19 protein-coding genes are annotated in these 19,745 nt (G+C 70.9%); 12 read left to right on the top strand and 7 right to left on the bottom strand.

The window, feature by feature from the left end:
- Positions 1–255 precede the first annotated feature (255 nt).
- The 5 genes from ABD374_RS15055 to ABD374_RS15035 all read left to right on the top strand — a co-directional run bounded on the left by ABD374_RS15055 (position 256) and on the right by ABD374_RS15035 (position 5,506).
- On the top strand, positions 256–1,119 hold the full coding sequence (locus ABD374_RS15055) for a helix-turn-helix domain-containing protein (RefSeq protein ID WP_344495346.1): 864 nt from the start codon (positions 256–258) through the stop codon (positions 1,117–1,119).
- 63 nt (positions 1,120–1,182) lie between these two features.
- Positions 1,183–2,640, top strand: a complete 1,458-nt coding sequence (locus ABD374_RS15050; protein WP_344495344.1) for an aldehyde dehydrogenase family protein — start codon at positions 1,183–1,185, stop codon at positions 2,638–2,640.
- A gap of 177 nt (positions 2,641–2,817) precedes the next feature.
- Positions 2,818–3,366, top strand: a complete 549-nt coding sequence (locus ABD374_RS15045) for a DinB family protein (RefSeq protein ID WP_344495342.1) — start codon at positions 2,818–2,820, stop codon at positions 3,364–3,366.
- 519 nt (positions 3,367–3,885) lie between these two features.
- Positions 3,886–4,644, top strand: a complete 759-nt coding sequence (locus tag ABD374_RS15040; protein WP_344495414.1) for a MerR family transcriptional regulator — start codon at positions 3,886–3,888, stop codon at positions 4,642–4,644.
- 169 nt (positions 4,645–4,813) lie between these two features.
- Positions 4,814–5,506, top strand: coding sequence for a DedA family protein (locus ABD374_RS15035; protein WP_344495340.1), 693 nt, complete (start codon positions 4,814–4,816; stop codon positions 5,504–5,506).
- Between the two features lie 100 nt (positions 5,507–5,606).
- Here ABD374_RS15035 and ABD374_RS15030 read toward each other — a convergent pair whose 3' ends face one another.
- A complete protein-coding gene (locus ABD374_RS15030; RefSeq protein ID WP_344495338.1) occupies positions 5,607–7,301 on the bottom strand; it encodes a threonine/serine exporter family protein in 1,695 nt (564 codons plus the stop codon).
- Between the two features lie 199 nt (positions 7,302–7,500).
- Entirely contained in the window at positions 7,501–7,995 is a 495-nt protein-coding gene (locus ABD374_RS15025; protein ID WP_069930540.1) for an inorganic diphosphatase, read from the bottom strand.
- Between the two features lie 180 nt (positions 7,996–8,175).
- On the opposite strand from ABD374_RS15025, the gene dacB reads away from it, so the two are divergent.
- The 7 genes from dacB (at position 8,176) to ABD374_RS14990 (ending at position 16,624) form a co-directional block, all read left to right on the top strand.
- Positions 8,176–9,612 carry a D-alanyl-D-alanine carboxypeptidase/D-alanyl-D-alanine endopeptidase gene (gene dacB, locus ABD374_RS15020; RefSeq protein ID WP_344495337.1) on the top strand — a complete coding sequence of 479 codons (1,437 nt, stop codon included), beginning with the start codon at positions 8,176–8,178 and terminating at the stop codon, positions 9,610–9,612.
- 76 nt (positions 9,613–9,688) lie between these two features.
- A complete protein-coding gene (locus tag ABD374_RS15015) occupies positions 9,689–10,819 on the top strand; it encodes a zinc-dependent metalloprotease (RefSeq protein ID WP_344495335.1) in 1,131 nt (376 codons plus the stop codon).
- Between the two features lie 175 nt (positions 10,820–10,994).
- Positions 10,995–12,032 (top strand): tRNA lysidine(34) synthetase TilS, encoded by a 1,038-nt coding sequence (tilS, locus tag ABD374_RS15010; protein ID WP_344495333.1) that lies wholly within the window; start codon positions 10,995–10,997, stop codon positions 12,030–12,032.
- A gap of 44 nt (positions 12,033–12,076) precedes the next feature.
- Complete coding sequence (hpt, locus tag ABD374_RS15005; RefSeq protein ID WP_344495412.1) at positions 12,077–12,616, top strand: hypoxanthine phosphoribosyltransferase; 540 nt, start codon at positions 12,077–12,079, stop codon at positions 12,614–12,616.
- A gap of 198 nt (positions 12,617–12,814) precedes the next feature.
- A complete protein-coding gene (gene ftsH, locus ABD374_RS15000; protein ID WP_344495331.1) occupies positions 12,815–14,848 on the top strand; it encodes an ATP-dependent zinc metalloprotease FtsH in 2,034 nt (677 codons plus the stop codon).
- A gap of 123 nt (positions 14,849–14,971) precedes the next feature.
- Positions 14,972–15,577: a GTP cyclohydrolase I FolE gene (gene folE / locus ABD374_RS14995; RefSeq protein ID WP_344495329.1), complete on the top strand. Its 606-nt coding sequence runs from the start codon at positions 14,972–14,974 to the stop codon at positions 15,575–15,577.
- Positions 15,578–15,628: 51 nt separating this feature from the next.
- The gene (locus ABD374_RS14990) at positions 15,629–16,624 is read left to right on the top strand and encodes an aldo/keto reductase (RefSeq protein WP_344495327.1); all 996 of its coding nucleotides are present in this window, start codon (positions 15,629–15,631) and stop codon (positions 16,622–16,624) included.
- Between the two features lie 66 nt (positions 16,625–16,690).
- Here ABD374_RS14990 and ABD374_RS14985 read toward each other — a convergent pair whose 3' ends face one another.
- The 5 genes from ABD374_RS14985 to folP form a co-directional block, all read right to left on the bottom strand.
- A complete protein-coding gene (locus tag ABD374_RS14985) occupies positions 16,691–17,173 on the bottom strand; it encodes a DUF3180 domain-containing protein (protein ID WP_344495325.1) in 483 nt (160 codons plus the stop codon).
- 103 nt (positions 17,174–17,276) lie between these two features.
- Positions 17,277–17,876, bottom strand: a complete 600-nt coding sequence (gene folK, locus ABD374_RS14980; RefSeq protein ID WP_344495323.1) for a 2-amino-4-hydroxy-6-hydroxymethyldihydropteridine diphosphokinase — start codon at positions 17,874–17,876, stop codon at positions 17,277–17,279.
- Positions 17,873–18,232: a dihydroneopterin aldolase gene (gene folB / locus ABD374_RS14975; RefSeq protein WP_093799744.1), complete on the bottom strand. Its 360-nt coding sequence runs from the start codon at positions 18,230–18,232 to the stop codon at positions 17,873–17,875. Before folB ends, folK begins: the two co-directional genes overlap by 4 nt.
- Before the next feature lie 190 nt (positions 18,233–18,422).
- A complete protein-coding gene (locus tag ABD374_RS14970) occupies positions 18,423–18,875 on the bottom strand; it encodes a nuclear transport factor 2 family protein (RefSeq protein WP_344495320.1) in 453 nt (150 codons plus the stop codon).
- On the bottom strand, positions 18,872–19,741 hold the full coding sequence (folP, locus tag ABD374_RS14965) for a dihydropteroate synthase (RefSeq protein ID WP_344495318.1): 870 nt from the start codon (positions 19,739–19,741) through the stop codon (positions 18,872–18,874). Before folP ends, ABD374_RS14970 begins: the two co-directional genes overlap by 4 nt.
- Positions 19,742–19,745: the final 4 nt, after the last annotated feature.

Raw genomic sequence — 19,745 nt, 5'->3', positions numbered from 1 at the left:
GGTACGCGCGGCCCATGGTTCCGAATGCGTACGGCAGATGCAAGGGCAGATGCACGTGCATGTGCCGGACCTGTTCGTTTCCGTGACAGTTCTTGCACATTTCTTCCGCTGTCCTCTTTCGGCGCCTTGTGTGGCTCTTGCCATTTCTGTAACCGAACGAGTACGGGGTGAAGCGTTTTGATGGCAGACTGCGCCTCTTGGAGCCCGGGGGAGGGCTTCCGCTGCTGAACTGTCGGACTGGGGAGGGCCGGAGAAGTGACCGCAGGCGAGTCGAGCGGCTCCGTGGTGCGGCGCATCCTGCTGGGTTCTCAGCTCAGGCGTTTGCGCGAGTCGCGTGGTGTCACCCGCGAGGCGGCCGGCTACTCGATCCGAGCGTCCGAATCGAAGATCAGCCGCATGGAGTTGGGACGGGTGAGCTTCAAGGCCAGGGATGTCGAGGACCTGCTGACCCTCTACGGCGTCACGGACACGGCGGAGCGCGAGTCTCTGCTGAGCCTGGCGCGGGAGGCCAACGTGGCGGGCTGGTGGCACAGTTACGGCGACGTACTGCCCGGCTGGTTCCAGACATACATCGGGCTGGAGGGCGCCGCCTCGCTCATCCGGATCTACGAAGTCCAGTTCGTCCACGGCCTGTTGCAGACCGAGCGTTACGCCCACGCGGTCGTCACCCGCGGCATGCCCCACGCGAGCGCCGCCGAGACCGACCGCAGGGTGGCCCTGCGTCTGGAGCGCCAGAAGGTGCTCGTGTCCGAGCGCGCGCCGCACTTCCACGCCGTGCTCGACGAGGCCGCGCTGCGCCGCCCGTACGGCGACCGGGCCGTGATGCGGGAGCAGTTGCGGCACCTCATCGAGGTCTCGGAGCAGCCGAACGTCACGCTTCAGGTCATGCCGTTCAGCTTCGGCGGACACGCGGGCGAGAGCGGTGCGTTCACGATGCTGCGGTTCCCCGAGTCGGACCTCTCGGACCTCGTCTACCTGGAGCAGCTCACCAGCGCGCTCTACCTGGACAAGCCCGAGGAAGTCGCCCTGTACGAACGGGTGATGGAGCGGCTCCAGAAGGACAGTCCGAGCCCCGCCGAGTCCCGGGACGTGCTCCGTGGTCTGCTCCAACTGACGTAACCCGCCAGTAGGATGAGGTTCCGACGGGAGTCCGCACCTGCTCACCCTGCAGTAAGGGATCGCATGTCCTTCTTCACCGACCTGGCCCACCAGTACATCGACGGCGAGTGGCGGACCGGCGGCGGCTCGTGGGACATCATCGACTTCAACCCCTACAGCGGGGAGAAGCTCGCCGCGATCACGGTGGCCTCGGTGGACGAGGTCGACGAGGCGTACCTGGCGGCGGAGCGCGCGCAGCCCGCCTGGGCCGCGTCGAGCGCGTACCGCAGGAGGGACGTCCTCGAACGCGCCCTGCGGATCACGGAGGAGCGGGAGGACGAGATCGCCGGGGCGATCACCGACGAGCTCGGCGGTACGCGGCTGAAGGCGTCGTACGAGATCGGCCTCGCCAAGGAGTTCCTGCGCGAGGCGATGCGGACGGCGCTGCGCCCCGGGGCGGTCATCCTGCCCTCGCCCGTGGAGGGCAAGGAGAACCGCGTCCACCGGCTGCCGGTCGGCGTCGTCGGGGTCATAAGCCCCTTCAACTTCCCGTTCCTGGTGACGCTCAAGTCGGTCGCCCCCGCGCTGGCGCTCGGCAACGCGGTCGTGATCAAGCCGAACCAGAACACGCCGGTCGTCGGCGGCGGCCTGATCGCCAGGATCTTCGAGGACGCGGGGCTGCCGGCCGGGCTGCTCAACGTGCTCGTCACGGACATAGCGGAGATCGGCGACGCGCTGATAGAGCACCGGGTGCCGAAGGTGATCTCCTTCGCGGGCTCCGACAAGGTGGGACGGCACGTCGCCGCGGTCGCCGCGAGCCACTTCAAACGCACCGTGCTCGAACTGAGCGGCAACAGCGCGCTGGTGGTGCTGGACGACGCGGACATCGACTACGCGGTGGACGCCGCGGTCTTCAGCCGCTTCGTGTACCAGGGGCAGGTCTGCATGGCCGCCAACCGCATCCTGGTGGACCGGTCGGTGGAGGCGGAGTTCACGGAGAAGTTCGTCGCGAAGGTACGGTCCCTGGTGACCGGCGACCCGGCCGACCCCGGGACCCACATCGGCCCGGTCATCAACAGCTTCCAGGCGGACTCCCTGACGGGGCTGGTGGAGCAGGCGCTCGCGGAGGGCGCGACCGCGCTCGTGCGGGGCGCGGTGCGCGGCAACCTCGTCGAGCCGACCGTACTGAGCGACCTGCCGGCCGGCTCCTCGGTCCTGGAACAGGAGATCTTCGGGCCCGTGGTGCTGCTGCTGCCCTTCGACGGCGAGGAAGAGGCCGTACGGATGACCAACGACAGCCGGTACGGGCTGAGCGGGGCGGTGCACACGGGGAACCTGGAGCGGGGCGTGCGGTTCGCCGAGCGGATCGAGACCGGGATGATCCACATCAACGACGCGACCGTGCAGGACGAACCGCAGGTGGCCTTCGGCGGCGAGAAGCTCTCGGGGATCGGGCGGCTGAACGGGGAGTCGGCGGTGGAGGCGTTCACCACCCAGAAGTGGATCTCGGTGCAGCACGGCCGGAGGAAGTTCCCCTTCTGACGTCCCCTTCCGCCACTGGCCGACGCGGACCGGCGTGGGTCGACACGGATTCGGCGCGGACCGGCGCGGATCGGCGCGGATCGATGCGGACAGAAGCTGTCCTCAAGGGTTCGTAACGTGGTTCTTGTCAGCAGGACGGCAGCGTCCCTGAACCCCCTTCGGCAAGAGGCGGACACCATGGTCGTACACGTGAACCCAGAGGCCCACGGCGACGAGCGCGGCGCGCTCCTGGCCTTCCTGGACGCCGAGCGCGGCGGTGTCCGCCGGGCGCTGCTGGGCCTGACGGACGAGCAGGCGGCGACGAGGCCGAGCGCGAGCGAGCTCTCGCTCTCCGGGCTCCTCAAGCACGTGTCCGAGACCGAGCAGGCCTGGCTGGCCCGGGCGAAGCAGGTCGCACCGGAGATCCAGCGGTCCGAGGAGAACTGGCACGAGAGCTTCCGTCTCGTCGGTGACGAGACGGTCGAGAGCCGCCTGGCGTACTGGGAGAAGACCGCCCGGCAGACCGACGACTTCATCCGCTCCGTACCCAGCCTGGACGACACCTTCCCGCTGCCCGACGAGCCCTGGTTCCCCGACGGGCAGCGGGTGTCCATGCGCTGGTTGCTGCTCCGGCTGATCACCGAGATGTCCCGGCACGCCGGCCACGCCGACATCATCCGCGAGAGCCTGGACGGCAGGACGGCGTTCGAGCTGGTGGCGCTGGAGCGCGGCGAAACCTGGGGCTGAGCCGGCCGTCGGCACGGGCGGCCGAGCCATTCGGAGAGACGGCCCGAGAAGGGGGACCCGGGCGCGGTCTCGCGGTGTACCGGAAGGAGAAGCGGTCCACCGCGAGCCCGCAGCCCGCAGCCCGCGAGACCGGGGAGCTGCGAGGCGCAGGCCGTTCAGACCAGCAGTGCCGACAGCGCCGGCGCCGTTCGCGCGGCGTCGGCGCTGTCGGCACTGCTGGCGGGGTGTGCGACGGGGGAGCGCGATCCGGGTGACCGGGGCGCACGGCAACCGACGGCACCGGCGCAAGTACCGGTGCCAGTGCCGGCCCAGGTACCTCGGGTGCCGTCCGGGACCGGCCTGCCCGGCTGGGCGGACACGGCGGGGGTCGCCTCTGACGGCAGCGGCTTGCGGTGGGACACCTTCGAGGTGGGCGAGTGCCGGGACCGACCCCGGCGGCCGGCGCCCGGGGCTTGCACCTCACGTGACGTGAGGGCTCAGGCTGAGGCGCGTACCGAGAAGAAGAAGGAGCGGAAAGCGATGGGCTACTCCGTCGGACAGGTCGCCGGATTCACCGGAGTGACCGTGCGCACACTGCACCACTACGACGAGATCGGACTGCTCTCCCCGAGCGGCCGCAGCCACGCGGGCCATCGACGCTACGACGACGCCGACCTCGACCGGTTGCAGCAGATCCTGTTCCACCGGGAGCTCGGCTTCCCGCTCGACGAGGTGGCGGCCCTCCTCGACGACCCGGACGCGGACCCGCAGGAACACCTGCGGCGCCAGCACGAGCTGCTGTCCGGCCGGATCGCGAAGCTGCAGGAGATGGCCGCCGCCGTCGAAACCGCCTTGGAGGCACGGAAGATGGGCATCAGCCTCACCCCGGAAGAGAAGTTCGAGGTCTTCGGCGACCACGACCCCGAGCAGTACGCCGAGGAGGCCGAGCGGCGCTGGGGCACCGGCGAGGCGTACAAGCAGTCGCAGCGCAGGACCGCGTCGTACACCAAGGAGGACTGGCTGCGGATCAAGGCGGAGGGTGAGGAGAACACCGCCCGCCTGGTCGCCGCCATGGAGGAGGGCGCCGCACCCGACTCGGTCCGGGCCATGGACCTGGCCGAGGAGCACCGCGCCTGGATCAGCGGCAATCACTACGACTGCGGTTACGACATGCACACCCGCCTCGCCGAGATGTACGTCACGGACGAGCGCTTCACCACCTCCATCGACGCGGCGGAGCCCGGCCTGGCCGCCTATCTGCGCGAGGCGATCCTGGCCAACGCCGCCCGCCACGCGTAACGCGGCGGAACGAGCGGCAGGACAAACAGCCCATGTGGGTCCCGGAGCGCCCCGGGGCCCACGGGAACGGCCGCTGGAACGCCTACTGGAACCAGGAGTGCTCCGGCCACGTTGATAGCTTTGGTCGGCAACCCCGCCGCAGACGATCCCACCCTGGAGCCGGTACCCGATGAATACGCTTGCGCTCGGACCGGCCTGGCTGGATCCGGACTACCTGCTGGAGCAGTTCGGCCTGATCGGTCTGCTGGTCATCGTCTTCGCCGAGTCCGGCCTGCTCATCGGCTTCTTCCTGCCCGGCGACTCGCTGCTGTTCACCACCGGTCTGCTGGTGACCACGGGGGTCCTGGACACCCCGCTGTGGCTGGTCTGCACCCTGGTCTGCATCGCGGCGATCGTCGGCGACCAGGTCGGCTACCTCTTCGGCCGCAAGGTCGGCCCCGCCCTCTTCAAGCGCCCGGACTCCAGGCTCTTCAAGCAGGAGAACGTCGAGAAGGCCCACGACTTCTTCGAGAAGTACGGGCCGAAGTCGCTGGTCCTGGCCCGCTTCGTGCCGATCGTCCGCACCTTCACGCCGATCATCGCCGGCGTCAGCCGGATGAACTACCGCTCGTTCATCACGTTCAACATCATCGGCGGTGTGCTCTGGGGCGCCGGCGTCACGCTGCTCGGCGCCTCGCTCGGCAAGATCGATTTCGTCCACAAGAACATCGAGGCGATCCTGATCCTGATCGTGCTGATCTCGGTCCTCCCGATCGTCGTCGAGTACCTGCGCGCCCGCAGCAAGGGCAAGAAGGCCGCCGCGGCCGAGACCGCCGACGGCGCGTCCCCGGCCCCCCAGCGCGGCCGCCACGCCAAGCGCTGACCGGGCGGATCCGCGTACGTACGAGGGCCGGATCCGCTACGTGTACCCGAGAGGGCCGGATCCGCGTACGCACAAGGACCGGATCCGCTCCGTACGAGACCTAGAAGCCGCGCGTCCGCTTGGCCGCGCGGCGGCTCGCCCCCCGCCCCGCCCCCGGCATCTTCAGGAACAGCCGGGAGATCTCGCCACCCAGGTTCACCCCGATGGCGATCGCGAGCGACAGCGCCGCCGCCTTCGACAGCGACGCGAGCCCCGAGTTCAGGTCGTTCTGCGCGATGGCCAGCAGACCGAAGTACGTCGCCGAACCCGGCAGCAGCGGTCCGATCGCCGCCGTGACGTACGGCAGCGCCGAGGCGTACTGGTAGCGCGAGAACAGCTGCCCGAAGAGCCCCACGAGCCCGGCCGCGACGGCCGTCGCGGCCACCTGCGAGATCTCACCGACGTCGTGCATCGCGCCGTAGACGAGCCAGGCCACTCCGCCGTTCAGCGTCACTATCAGCACGGTGTTGCGTTCCTGCTGGAGCAGGATCGCGAAGGCGAAACAGAGCAGCATCGACGCCAGGATCTGCGTCACCGGACGCTCGACCGTCTCCAGCGCCGTCGACGCGTGCAGCTCCGCGTCCAGCTGCACCCCCAGGTAGAGCACGACCAGCACGCCGATGACGATCGCGATGAAGAAGTACATGACTTCGAGCAGCCGCGCCGAGGCGGTGATGTAGTAGCCGGTCAGGCCGTCCTGGACGCCCGCGACCAGGGCCCGTCCCGGCAGCAGCGCGAAGAGCCCGCCGGTGATCACGGCGGAGGGCCGCACGTCCCACATCGTCGTCGTCGGCGCCAGCGTGAGCGCCACCCCTATCGCGGCGGGCGGCATCGCCGCCACCAGGAACTGGTAGAACTCCGGCAGCCCGCGTCCCGCGCACAGCCACGCCAGCCGGTCACCGAGCATCGCTCCGATCGCGGCCGCCAGGAACACCACGGGCCCACCACCGACCAGCACCGAGGCCGCGCCGGCCAGCAGCCCGCTGGCCGAGGTCAGTGCCCAGCCGGGGTACGGGTGGCGGTTGCGGCGTATCTCCGCGAGCGTGCGGTACGCCTCCTCCAGCGTGACGTCGGTGTCCGGGGACGTGATGTCGTCGATGAGGTGGTAGACCGCGGCCAGCCGGGTGTAGTCGGTGCCCCGGCGGCGCACGGTCCGGCTCGCCGTCACCGGATCCTCCACCAGCGACGGCTGGTACGAGATCGATAGCAGCGTGAAGGTGACGTTCGGCTCGCAGCGGTCGAGCCCGTACGCCCGGCTGACGCCGAACATCGCCGCCTCGACGTCCTCGGCCCCCTCGCCGCCCGCGAGCAGCAGCTCCCCGATACGCAGCGTCAGGTCCAGCACGCGCGGCACGGCGGGCCCGGCCTCGTCGTGCCGCTGCACCGGCTCCGGTACGGGCCGGTCGCCCACCGGCATGCGCAGCAGCGTGCGCATCCGGTCCTGCCAGGGCGCCTCCTTGGTCAGCCTGACCGTGGGCATGCCGTGGGCCGGGGTGAACGCGGGCGGCGGGTTGCGGGTGCTGTAGGTGCTCGGGGTGTCGAAGGCCGACGCCTCCGGCACCACGGGGTGCTCCCCGGTGGTCAGCCCCGGCGGAAGGGCGAACTCGGAGGTCGGGCTGTCCTCGTCGGCCGGCTCCGGCTGCTCCACCCCGGCCGGCGGTGCGAAGGCGCTGCGCGCCTCGTCCGACTGCGGCTTGCGGTCCTCGGGGCCCTCGCTCTCGGCCCCACTGCCGCCGCGCTTCGGCTCCGCCACCACTCGCCTCGCTTCGATTCCTTGATCCAGTGAGCCCGCCTGCCCGGTGAAAGGCCAGGCCGTGCCCGGTTCGGTGCCCAGGCAGTGCCCAGTATGCGGACGGACACCTTCCCCTTGCGGGTGGCTCAACACACGGCGGGCGGTGCGCCCCCGTTGGGGTGCACCGCCCGCCGTCGTGGTGTCGCGTGAGCCCGGGGGCTCGTCAGTGGCTGCCGCCCTGCGCCTGGAGGCGCTTGTACGAGGCCTCGACCTCGGCCTCGGCCTCGGTGCGGCCGACCCAGTCGGCACCCTCGACGGACTTGCCGGGCTCCAGGTCCTTGTAGACCTCGAAGAAGTGCTGGATCTCCAGGCGGTCGAACTCCGACACGTGGTGGATGTCGCGCAGGTGCTCCACCCGCGGGTCCGACGCCGGGACGCACAGCAGCTTGTCGTCGCCGCCGGCCTCGTCGGTCATCCGGAACATGCCGATCGCGCGGCACTTGATGACACAGCCGGGGAACGTGGGCTCGTCCAGCAGTACGAGCGCGTCCAGCGGGTCGCCGTCCTCGCCGAGGGTGTTCTCGACGAAGCCGTAGTCCGCCGGGTAGCTCGTGGAAGTGAAGAGTCGACGGTCCAGGCGGATCCGACCGGTCTCGTGGTCCACCTCGTACTTGTTCCGCGAACCCTTCGGGATCTCGATGGTGACGTCGAACTCCACGGGTGGCTCCTCCATGATCAGCACATGCTTCGGGTGGTGCTGCGTCCTCCTGGGGAGGGACCCCCAGACCTCCCGGCCGGTTCGGTAGGCCGGACGAGCCGGGGCGTCACGCTCCCGGCAACACGCAGTGGTTAAGTGTCCCTCACGCAGGTGTGTGATCGCGAAAGGGGCTGGTCCGAGGTGCCGGAGCGAAAAACATGGCAGCTCGCGACGGTCGCGGCGGTGGCCGGTCTCGCCCTCTCCGCCGGTGCGGTGGCCGCGGCGGGCCCCTGGGACTCCGGTCAGCGTAAGGCCGAGCGGGCGTGGGCCGCCTCCCGGGGCCACGGGAGCACGGGGAAAGGTGGCGCACGTCACGAACCGCCGCCGCCCGCCGCCCCGGCGCCCGCCCCCAGCGCGCCCGGTGTGCTCACCGCGCTCGGTTCGCCCGTACCGCCGCCGGCCCCCGGCGCGCTCGCGGACGCCCTCGGACCGCTGCTGCGCGACCCCGCGCTCGGCACGGTGCGTACCGCGTCGGTGCTCGACACCGCGACGGGCACCCAGGTGTACGGGAAGGGCGACGCGGACGGGCTGGTCCCGGCGTCCACCGTCAAGATCGCGACGACGGCCGCCGCGCTCCTGGCCCTCGGCCCCGGCCACCGCATCGCCACCACCGTCACCGCGGTCCCCGACGGCAAGAAGGTCGTGCTGGCCGGCGGCGGCGACCCCACGCTCGACCGGGACGACCTGGCCTCCCTGGCCGACGACACCGTACGGGTGCTGCGGGACCGCGGTGTCACCGAGGCGGAGCTGGCGTACGACGTCTCGCTGTACTCGGGACCCGCCCTTCACCCCATCGGCCCCAACGAGAACATCAGCCCCGTCACCCCACTGATGCTGGAGGAGGGCCGTCTCGACGGCTCCCGCCACGGTCCCGCCCCGCGCAGCACCGACCCGGCGGGCGACGCCGCCCGCGCCTTCGCCGAAATGCTGCGCGAACGCGGCGTCGAGGTGAAGCGGGCCCCCGCCCCCGGGAAGGCGCCCGGCGGCGCCGCACCGGTCGCCAGGACCCTCTCCGCGCCCCTCTCCGCCCTCGTCGAGCGCACCCTCACCCACAGCGACAACGACCTCGCCGAGGCACTCGCCCGCCAGACCGCGCTCGCCTCGGACGAACCGGCCAGTTTCGAAGGGGCGGGCAGGGCCGTCGGGGCGCGGCTGAAGAAGCTCCGGCTGCCGCTGGCCGACGCCCGTCTCGCCGACGGCAGCGGCCTGGACCGCGCCGGCCGCGTCCCGGCCGCCCTGCTCTCCGGACTCCTGGCCCGCGCCGCCGACCCGGCCCGCCCCGAGCTGCGGCCCGTCCTGACCGGCCTCCCCGTGGCCGGTTTCAACGGCACCCTGAAGAACCGGTACACCGAGGACTCCGCGGGCACGGGCATGGTCCGCGCCAAGACCGGCACCCTCACCGGCGTTAACGCCCTGGCCGGAACCGTCGTCGACGCGGACGGCCGGCTCCTCTCCTTCGCCTTCCTCGCCGAGGGCGCCAAGGACCCCGCCGCGGCCCAGTCCGCCCTGGACCGGCTGGCCTCCACGATCGCCAACTGCGGCTGCGAGCCCTCCGGCGGGCGGCCGGGACGTACGTGAACCCCGAGGAAGTTCAGGGGTACGGGTGGAGGGCGACACCTGACCGCGGGCCCGGTCGACAACGTACGGTTGACGCATGACGAGCATCAGTGGTGCGGAGATGGTCGACTGGAACCTCGCGGTGGCGACCGCGACCCGACTGGTGAGGCCGGGCCCCGACGTGAGCCGGGACGAGGCGCGAGCCGTCGTCGCCGAGCTCCGCCGGCACGCCAAGGCCTCCGAGGAGCACGTCCGCTCCTTCACACGGATGATCCCCGAGGGGCACGAGCCGCAGGACACCCCGGTCCTCGTCGTCGACCGGGCCGGCTGGATCAAGGCGAACGTCGCCGGGTTCCGGGAAGTGCTGCGGCCGCTGCTCGACAAGATGCAGGAGCGCAGGGGCTCGGGCCCCGGCAACGCGGTGCTCGGCGCGGTCGGCGGCAAGGTGACCGGCGTCGAGGTCGGCATGCTGCTCTCCTTCCTCGCCTCGCGCGTCCTCGGGCAGTACGAGACGTTCGCCCCGCCCTCCCGCGAGCTGCCCGCCGGTACCGGCGGCGGCCGCCTCCTGCTCGTCGCCCCCAACATCGTGCACGTCGAGCGGGAGCTCGAAGTGGACCCGCACGACTTCCGGCTCTGGGTCTGCCTGCACGAGGAGACCCACCGCACCCAGTTCACGGCCGTGCCCTGGCTGCGCGACCACCTGGAGGGCGAAATCCAGTCTTTCCTCGCCGAGACCGAGGTCGACCCGATGACCGTCCTGGAGCGGCTGCGCGAGGCGGCCCAGTCGCTGGCCGGCGGCCGCCCCGAGGGCGAGGCGGGCGAGGACGGCGGCCGCAGCCTCGTCGAGATCGTCCAGACCCCCGCCCAGCGCGAGATCCTGGGCCGCCTGACCGCGGTCATGTCGCTGCTCGAAGGCCACGCCGACTTCGTGATGGACGGGGTGGGCCCCGACGTGGTGCCCTCCGTCGCCGAGATCCGGGAGAAGTTCCAGCAGCGCAGGGCCAGCGGCGCGAGCCGCCTCGACCTCGCCCTGCGCAAGCTGCTCGGTCTGGACGCCAAGCTCCGTCAGTACCGCGACGGTGAGCGTTTCGTGCGCGCTGTGGTGGAGGAGGTCGGGATGGACGGCTTCAACCGGGCCTGGACCTCCCCGAACACGCTTCCCACCAAGGCCGAGATCGCCAAACCGGCGGACTGGGTCGCGCGGGTGCACCGTAGGGCAGAGTCGTGATCCGGATCCGGCCGACGGCAGGAGAACGCCCCTTCAATCACCCATCCGAGGGACCGTGAGGGCTGAGTAGGCGTGCGATGCTCGGGTAATGGCTCGGCTCTGTCACCATCGACGCACTCTGAGTGACTGGCTTCTCCTCCCGAGGCACCCCCAACTTCACCGAAGGGCACCGGACATGGGTCCCCATCCTGCGGTCGCAGCGATACGCCTGGCGGTCCGCCGCGTACTCCACGACGTACTCAACGACATCACCTCACGCGCGACACCGGTCACCGCACCGGGCACGCCCCCGCACGAGCCGCCCCCGCCGCTCGTGCTGGTCGCGTGTTCCGGCGGCGCCGACTCCATGGCGCTCGCCTCCGCCCTCGCCTTCGAAGCGCCCAAGCTCGGCATCCGGGCAGGGGGCGTCACCGTCGACCACGGCCTCCAGGAAGGCTCCGACGCACGGGCCGGCGAGGTCGTCCACCGCCTCGCCGGGCTGCGCCTCGACCCCGTCGAGGCCGTCGCGGTGACCGTCGGCCGCGGCGGCGGCCCCGAAGCGGCCGCCCGCGACGCCCGCTACGCCGCGCTGGACGCCGCCGCGGAGCGCCACGGCGCCGCCGCGGTCCTGCTCGGCCACACGCGCGACGACCAGGCCGAGACGGTCCTGCTCGGCCTCGCCCGCGGTTCCGGCATCCGCTCGCTGTCCGGCATGGCCGCCGTGACCGGCGCCGGCCGCTACCGCAGGCCCTTCCTCCAGCTGGACCGGCAGACCGCCCGCAAGGCGTGCATGGTCCAGTCGCTGCCCGTCTGGGACGACCCGCACAACACCGACCCCGCCTACACGCGCTCGCGACTGCGCCACGACGGCCTGCCGGCCCTGGAGAAGGCGCTCGGCAAGGGCGTCGTCGAAGCCCTGGCCCGGACGGCGCAGCTCTCCCGGGACGACGCCGACGCGCTGGACGGCTGGGCCGCCGAGGCGGACGCGTCCGTACGGGACGAATCCGGCCACCTGGAGTGCGTCAAGCTCTACGCCCTGCCCCCGGCCGTACGCCGCCGCGTGCTGCGCCGGGCGGCCATCTCGGCGGGCTCACCGGCCGGAGCGCTCTTCGCGCGGCACGTCGAAGAGGTCGACCGGCTGATCACCGGCTGGCGCGGGCAGGGAGTCATCAACCTCCCCGGCCGGGTGGAGGCGCGGCGGCAGGGTGGCAGACTGGTCATTCGGCAGGGCTGATGCGCTGAAGCACTACGAAAGTGACCCGGGTGAACGAGAAGGACATGGGCACCGACCTCAAGTCGGTGCTCATCACCAAGGAAGAAATCGACGCGAAGCTGGCCGAACTGGCCGCGAAGATCGATGCGGAGTACGCGGGCAAGGACCTGCTGATCGTCGGTGTCCTCAAGGGCGCCGTGATGGTCATGGCGGACCTGGCGCGCGCCCTGTCCACCCCCGTCACGATGGACTGGATGGCCGTCTCGTCGTACGGCGCGGGCACCCAGTCCTCCGGTGTGGTGCGCATCCTCAAGGACCTCGACACCGACATCAAGGGCAAGCACGTCCTGATCGTCGAGGACATCATCGACTCGGGCCTGACGCTCTCCTGGCTGCTGTCGAACCTCGGATCGCGCGAGCCCGCCTCCCTGAACGTGTGCACGCTGCTGCGCAAGCCCGAGGCGGCGAAGGTCCAGCTCGACGTGAAGTGGGCCGGCTTCGACATCCCCAACGAGTTCGTCGTCGGCTACGGCCTGGACTACGCCGAGAAGTACCGGAACCTGCCCTTCGTCGGCACGCTCGCGCCGCACGTCTACGGCGGCTGAGCCGGCCGGGCCGAGCCGTGCCCCGCTTGCCGGGAACCTCCACCCGTGTCCCGCCGTTGGAGCAGGGGAAGGCAGGTTCACCGGCCGTCCCCGGCAGTCGCGGGTGACAATGCTGGGGTACCGTCCGAAGAACAGTCTTTTTAACCAGCAGCATTTACCTACGGGCAGGAGGGACGGGGCGACTGCCGCCCCGTATGGATGGACGTGAAGCGATACTTCCGTGGGCCGGTCATGTGGATCGTGCTGGCCGTCCTCGCCGTGGTCGTGTTGATGCAGGTTGTCGGCTCGTCCGGCGGCTACAAGACGGTGGACACTGCCGAGGTCGTCCAGACGATCGACAAGAACCAGGTCAAGCAGGCCAAGCTGACGACCGGTGACGAACAGGTCATCAAGGTCGAGCTGAAGAACGGCCAGAAGGTCAAGGACAGCAGCAAGATCCAGGCGAGCTACATCGGCGACCAGGGCGTCGCGCTCGCCAACAAGCTGCAGTCGAAGTTCGACAGCGGGGACATCGAAAAGGGCTACACGGTCTCCCCCACCAAGCAGAACGCCTTCGTCGGGATTCTGCTCTCCCTGCTCCCCTTCGTCCTCATCGTGGTCGTCTTCCTGTTCCTGATGAATCAGATGCAGGGCGGCGGCTCCCGGGTCATGCAGTTCGGGAAGTCCAAGGCCAAGCTCATCACCAAGGACACCCCGAAGACGACGTTCGCCGACGTGGCGGGGTCCGACGAGGCGGTCGAGGAGCTCCACGAGATCAAGGAGTTCCTCCAGGAGCCGGCGAAGTTCCAGGCCGTCGGCGCCAAGATCCCCAAGGGCGTGCTGCTGTACGGGCCGCCCGGTACGGGCAAGACGCTCCTCGCGCGTGCTGTCGCGGGCGAGGCCGGCGTCCCGTTCTACTCGATCTCCGGTTCCGACTTCGTCGAGATGTTCGTCGGTGTCGGTGCCTCGCGGGTGCGTGACCTCTTCGAGCAGGCCAAGGCGAACGCCCCGGCGATCGTCTTCGTCGACGAGATCGACGCCGTCGGCCGGCACCGCGGTGCCGGCATGGGCGGCGGTCACGACGAGCGCGAGCAGACCCTCAACCAGCTGCTCGTCGAGATGGACGGCTTCGACGTGAAGGGCGGCGTCATCCTGATCGCCGCCACGAACCGGCCCGACATCCTCGACCCGGCGCTGCTGCGCCCGGGCCGCTTCGACCGGCAGATCGCGGTCGACCGTCCGGACCTCATGGGCCGCCTGGAGATCCTCAAGGTGCACGCGAAGGGCAAGCCGGTCACGCCGGAGGTCGACCTGCGGGCCGTCGCCCGTCGTACGCCCGGCTTCACCGGCGCCGACCTGGCGAACGTGCTGAACGAAGCGGCCCTGCTGACCGCCCGCAGCGACAAGAAGCTGGTCGACAACCACGCGCTGGACGAGGCGATCGACCGTGTCGTGGCCGGACCGCAGAAGCGGACCCGGATCATGAGCGAGAAGGAGAAGAAGATCACCGCGTACCACGAGGGCGGACACGCCCTGGTCGCGGCGGCTTCTCCGAACAGCGACCCGGTGCACAAGGTCACCATCCTGTCCCGCGGGCGCGCCCTCGGTTACACGATGGTGCTCCCGGACGAGGACAAGTACTCGACCACGCGCAACGAGATGCTGGACCAGCTCGCCTACATGATGGGCGGCCGTGCGGCCGAGGAACTGGTGTTCCACGACCCGACCACGGGCGCTTCGAACGACATCGAGAAGGCCACCGCCACGGCCCGCGCGATGGTCACGCAGTACGGCATGACCGAGCGCCTCGGCGCGATCAAGTTCGGCCAGGACGGCTCCGAGCCGTTCCTCGGCCGTGACATGGGTCACCAGCGCGACTACTCGGAAGAGGTCGCCGCGCTGGTCGACGAAGAGGTCAAGAAGCTCATCGAGACCGCGCACAACGAGGCGTGGGAGATCCTCGTCGAGAACCGCGACGTTCTCGACAACCTGGTTCTGGCCCTCCTGGAGAAGGAGACGCTGAACAAGGAGGAGATCGCCGAGATCTTCAGCCCGATCGTGAAGCGCCCGGCCCGCCCCGCGTGGACCGGCTCTTCCCGCCGTACGCCGTCCACCCGGCCGCCGGTGCTCTCGCCGAAGGAGCTCTCCCTCACCAATGGCGCCACTGCCAACGGTGTGACTCCCGCGGTGACGGCCGGCCCCGTGGACACCCCGGCCACCGAGGCGGTCCCCGAGGAGCGCCCCGAGAGCTGATCGCTCCGGCGCTCCCGCGGGCCCGGAATGAACGCCGCGTCCCCCAGGTTTTAGCCTGGGGGACGCGGCGTTTTCGTACGCCTGCACGTTTGCGGCATGTGAAAGCACAGGAACGAGGCACAGATGACCGACCCGGTGACGTTGGACGGCGAAGGCTCCATCGGCGAGTTCGACGAGAAGCGGGCCGAGAACGCCGTGCGTGAGCTCCTCATCGCGGTCGGGGAGGACCCGGACCGGGAGGGGCTGCTGGCCACACCGGGGCGCGTGGCGCGGGCGTACAGGGAGATATTCGCCGGTCTGTGGCAGAAGCCCGAGGACGTGCTGACGACGACGTTCGACCTGGGCCACGACGAGATGATCCTGGTCAAGGACATCGAGGTGTTCAGTACGTGCGAACACCACCTGGTCCCGTTCCGCGGGGTCGCCCACGTCGGGTACATCCCGGCGACCACCGGCAAGATCACCGGCCTGTCGAAGCTGGCCCGGCTGGTCGACGTCTTCGCCCGCCGCCCGCAGGTGCAGGAGCGGCTCACCACGCAGGTCGCCGATTCCCTGATGGAGATCCTGGAGCCGCGCGGCGTGATCGTGGTCATCGAGTGCGAGCACATGTGCATGTCGATGCGCGGCATCCGCAAGCCCGGCGCGAAGACCATCACCTCCGCGGTGCGCGGGCAGCTCAGGGACGCGGCGACGCGCAACGAGGCGATGAGCCTGATCATGGCCCGCTGAGATCCGGCCGACTTCCGCTACTGGAAGCGGTGTTGCGCAAGCATCGGGCGCATGGCTGAAAATCTGCTGTCCATACGCCGCTTGGGCGGCCTGGACGTGTCCGCGCTCGGCTTCGGCGCGATGGTCCTCTCGCCCGGGGTCTACGGAGAGATCGACGACGAGCGCGGTGAGCGGGCGATGCTCGCCGCGCTCGACGCGGGTGCCACCTTCGTCGACACCTCCGACGGCCACGGACAGGACGGCCACAACGAGCGGCTCGTCGGCAGGGCCCTGCGCGGCCGGCGCGACGAGGTCGTCATCGCGACCAAGTTCGGCTTCCGGCTCCCGGAGGGCGTCGAGGCGCACCCCTTCCCGGTCGGCTTCGCCTTGGGCGAGCTGGCGGTCAACGCCGACCCCAAGCACGTACGCGGTTACGCCGAGGCCAGCCTCCGCGAGCTGGGCACCGACCGCATCGACCTGTACTACCCGCACTTCCCGGACCCGCAGGTGCCGCTGGCCGACACCGTGGGCGCCGTGGCCGACCTGGTCAGTGCCGGTCTGGTGCGCCACCTGGGGCTCTCGAACGTGACGGCCGGACAGCTGCGCGCCGCGCACGCGGTGCACCCGGTGACGGCCGTGCAGACCGAGTGGTCGATGTGGCGGCCCGTGGACCCGGAGCTGCTGGCCGCCGCCCGTGAGCTGGGGGTGGGCCTCGTCGCCTGGTCGCCGCTGGGCGCCGGTTTCCTCACCGGTACGGTCGGCGAGGTGAAGGAGGGCGACTTCCGGCGGCAGATGCCGCGTTTCGACGCCGCCAACCAGCAGATGAACAAGGACCGGTTCGCGCCGGTGCGGGCCGTCGCCGAGGAGCTCTCGATCACCCCGGCGCAGCTGGCGCTGGCCTGGCTGCTGCACCAGGACGAGCACGTCGTGCCGATCCCCGGCAGCCGTACGCCCGCCCACGTCCAGGAGAACCTGGCGGCCGCGCGGGTGGAGCTGCCCGACGGCGTACGGGAGCGGCTGGACGTGATCCTCGCGCAGACCCGCGTCGAGGGCGGCACGCTGCTGTAGGGCGCCTGCGGGAAGCCCGAAGGACGCTCCCGAGCCTCCCGCGCCGGCCCACCGGCCCGGAAGGGCTCAGACCGCCGGGGCGGTGCCCTGGTCCTCGTCGTCGGGGAGCTTGCAGACCCGCTCCAGGAAGAAGGCCGCCGCGACGACGCCCGCGCCCGCCAGGACGGACAGGCCCGCGTAGATGGCCTGGTCCCGGCGGGCGGGGACGTCGAGGCTGTTCATCAGCAGGAAGACGCCCACGCCGCCGTACATTCCGCAGACCAGGGACGCGACGAGCGCGCTCGCCTGGCCGAACACCACCGCACGGGCCGCCATCAGCGGCTCCACGCCCTTCGCGCCCGGCCGGCGCTCACGCTGGGCGCGCAGCCGGGAGCGGATCGAGAGGGCGGTCGCCAGGAGCACGACGGCGATCACGGCCAGCACGACGGGCGCCGCGAGCGGCACGCTCGGCAGTGTGCCGACCGTGTCCCAGAGCCGGGCGGCGCCCCAGGACAGGACTCCTGCCGCGGCGAAGAGGCCGGCCAGCAGCCCGAGCCGAAGTTGCTTCACCGAGAGCGCCCCTCACATGCGGTCACGATCATCCAGTCACGATCATCAGGTCACGGCCACTGCCGGTCCGCCACCGGTCCGTACCGGCCCGTCAGCCTAACGACTACTCGGGCAGACGGAGTTCCAGGTCGGGGCGGGGGAGTACGCCGCCCGCGCCGACGCCGTCGAGCAGCTCCCCGACGGGGCCGCGGCCGGGCAGCTGGGCCTCGGGGTCCACGTCGTGCCACGGGGCGAGCACGAAGGCCCGCTCGTGGGCGCGGGGGTGGGGGAGGGTGAGGGCCGGGTCCTCGGAGACCACGTCGGCGTACGCCACGATGTCCACGTCGATCGTGCGCGGACCCCAGCGCTCCTCCCTGACCCGGTCGAAGGCTTCCTCGATGGCCTGACCGCGCTCCAGCAGGGAGGACGGCGGCAGGGTGGTCTTGATGACGACCACCGCGTTGAAGTACGACGGCTGGGTGCCGGGGTCGACGCCCCAGGGCTCCGTCTCGTACACCGGGGAGACGGCCTTGACCCGCAGGCCCGGGGTGTCCTCCAGGGCGTCGATCGCGCCCTGGAGGGTCTCCAGACGGTTGCCGAGGTTCGAGCCGAGGGAGATCACGGCCCGTTTCGGGTTGGACAGCGTGATGTCCGCGGCGTCCACCTGCTCCACCACGGAGGCGGGTACCGGCTGCACGGTGGGGTCACTCGGTGTGCGGTTCATACTCGGCTCCGGGTGATGGTGATGGTCACGTCGTCGAAGGGAACCGTGATCGGGGCGTCCGGCTTGTGGACGCAGACCTCGACCTCCTCCACGCCGTCGTGCTTGAGGCACTGCTGGGCGATCCGCTCGGCGAGCGTCTCGATCAGGTCGACCGGTTCGCCCTGGACGACTTCCACGACCTCCTCCGCCACGACGCCGTAGTGCACGGTCTTCGCCAGGTCGTCGTCGGCCGCCGCGGGGCGGGTGTCGAGACCGAGAACCAGGTCGACGATGAAGGTCTGGCCTTCCTCGCGCTCCCGGGGGAACACGCCGTGGTGCCCACGGGCCTTGAGGCCGCGCAGCGCGACACGATCCACGCGAATCACTCCTGCTGTCGTAGAGAACAAGGGCACCTGCCGAGTGCGGTCGGCCTGCCACCCTCGCCCGAATCTACCTGCGAGTACTGACAGCGGCCGCCCACGGGGGCTATGGACAGAAGCTCGTCCGGCTGGTAGCCGCCCCTACCCAGGGAGTCCGGACGCCAATCTTCCACAGGCCCCTACCCACTCAGGCGGGTGTCTCGTCGTCCTCTTCGTCATCGGTTTCGGCCAGAACGGGAGACCCGTGGTGCGACCACAGCTTCCAGCCCTCCTGGGTGCGTCGGAACACATTGGTGGCCACGATCAGCTGGCCGACCAGCGGGCCCAGCTCGCCGGCCTCCTCGGCCGGGCCGCCGCTGAGCGTGTTCTCGGTGCAGGTCACCACCGCGGCGTCGGCCAGCACCGTCACCTTCACGTCCGTGAGGAAGAACTGGATGTACTCCGTGTTGGCCATGATCAGGGCGTACGAGCGGAGCACCTCGCCGCGCCCGGTCAGCACCGGCCAGCCCGGGTGGACGCAGGAGACCTCGTCCTCCAGCCAGAGCGTCGACAGCTCCTCGAAGTCACCGCGCTCCACGGCCTCGTAGAACGCGGTGTTGGCCAGTTCGACCTGCTCGACGTCCGTGGGCGTGGGGCTCACCGGGCTCCCTCTACGGCCCTGGCGACCCGTACGGCGTCGGCGGTCGCCCGTACCTCGTGGACGCGCACCGCCCAGGCGCCCTCGTGGGCGGCGATGGCGGAGACGGCGGCGGTGGCCGCGTCCCGTTCGCGGGCGGGCGGCGGCGCGGCTCCCTCGCCGGCCTCGGCCGCCAGTACGCGGCCGAGGAACCGCTTGCGGGAGGCGGCGACCAGGAGGGGGTGGCCCAGGGCGCGCAGGTCGGCGAGGTGGGCGACCAGGGCCAGGTCGTGTTCGGCCTGCTTGGCGAAGCCCAGGCCCGGGTCGACGACGATGCGCTCGGGGGCGATGCCGCCGGCGATCACGGCCTCCACGCGCGCGTGCAGCTCGGACACGACCTCGCCGACCACGTCGGCGTAGACCGCCCGGCTGTTCATCTGCTCGCTGAAGCCGCGCCAGTGCATGACGACGAAGGGCGCTCCGGCCGCCGCGACCGCCGGGATCATGGCGGGGTCGGCCAGACCGCCGCTGACGTCGTTGACCAAGGCCGCGCCCGCCGCGACCGCCTGTTCGGCGACGGCGGCGCGCATGGTGTCCACGGAGACGGTGACGCCTTCGGAGGCGAGGCCGCGCACCACGGGGATCACCCGCTTCAGCTCTTCGTCCGCGTCGACGCGGGAGGCGCCGGGGCGGGTCGACTCGCCGCCGACGTCGATCAGGTCGGCACCCTCGGCGACGAGGGTCAGGCCGCGCTTGACCGCGGCGGTCGTGTCGAACCAGCGGCCGCCGTCGGAGAAGGAGTCGGGCGTCACGTTGACGACCCCCATCACCGCACAGCGGTCCCACTCCGGCAGACCGTCGACCCGGCCACGCGTGCGCAACGTACTCATGCGT

The sequence above is a fragment of the Streptomyces enissocaesilis genome (genome assembly GCF_039533765.1).
Classification (GTDB): Bacteria; Actinomycetota; Actinomycetes; order Streptomycetales; family Streptomycetaceae; genus Streptomyces; species Streptomyces enissocaesilis.
Note: the sequence above shows the minus strand (reverse complement) of the source record. Positions and strands in the feature narration are given on the sequence as shown.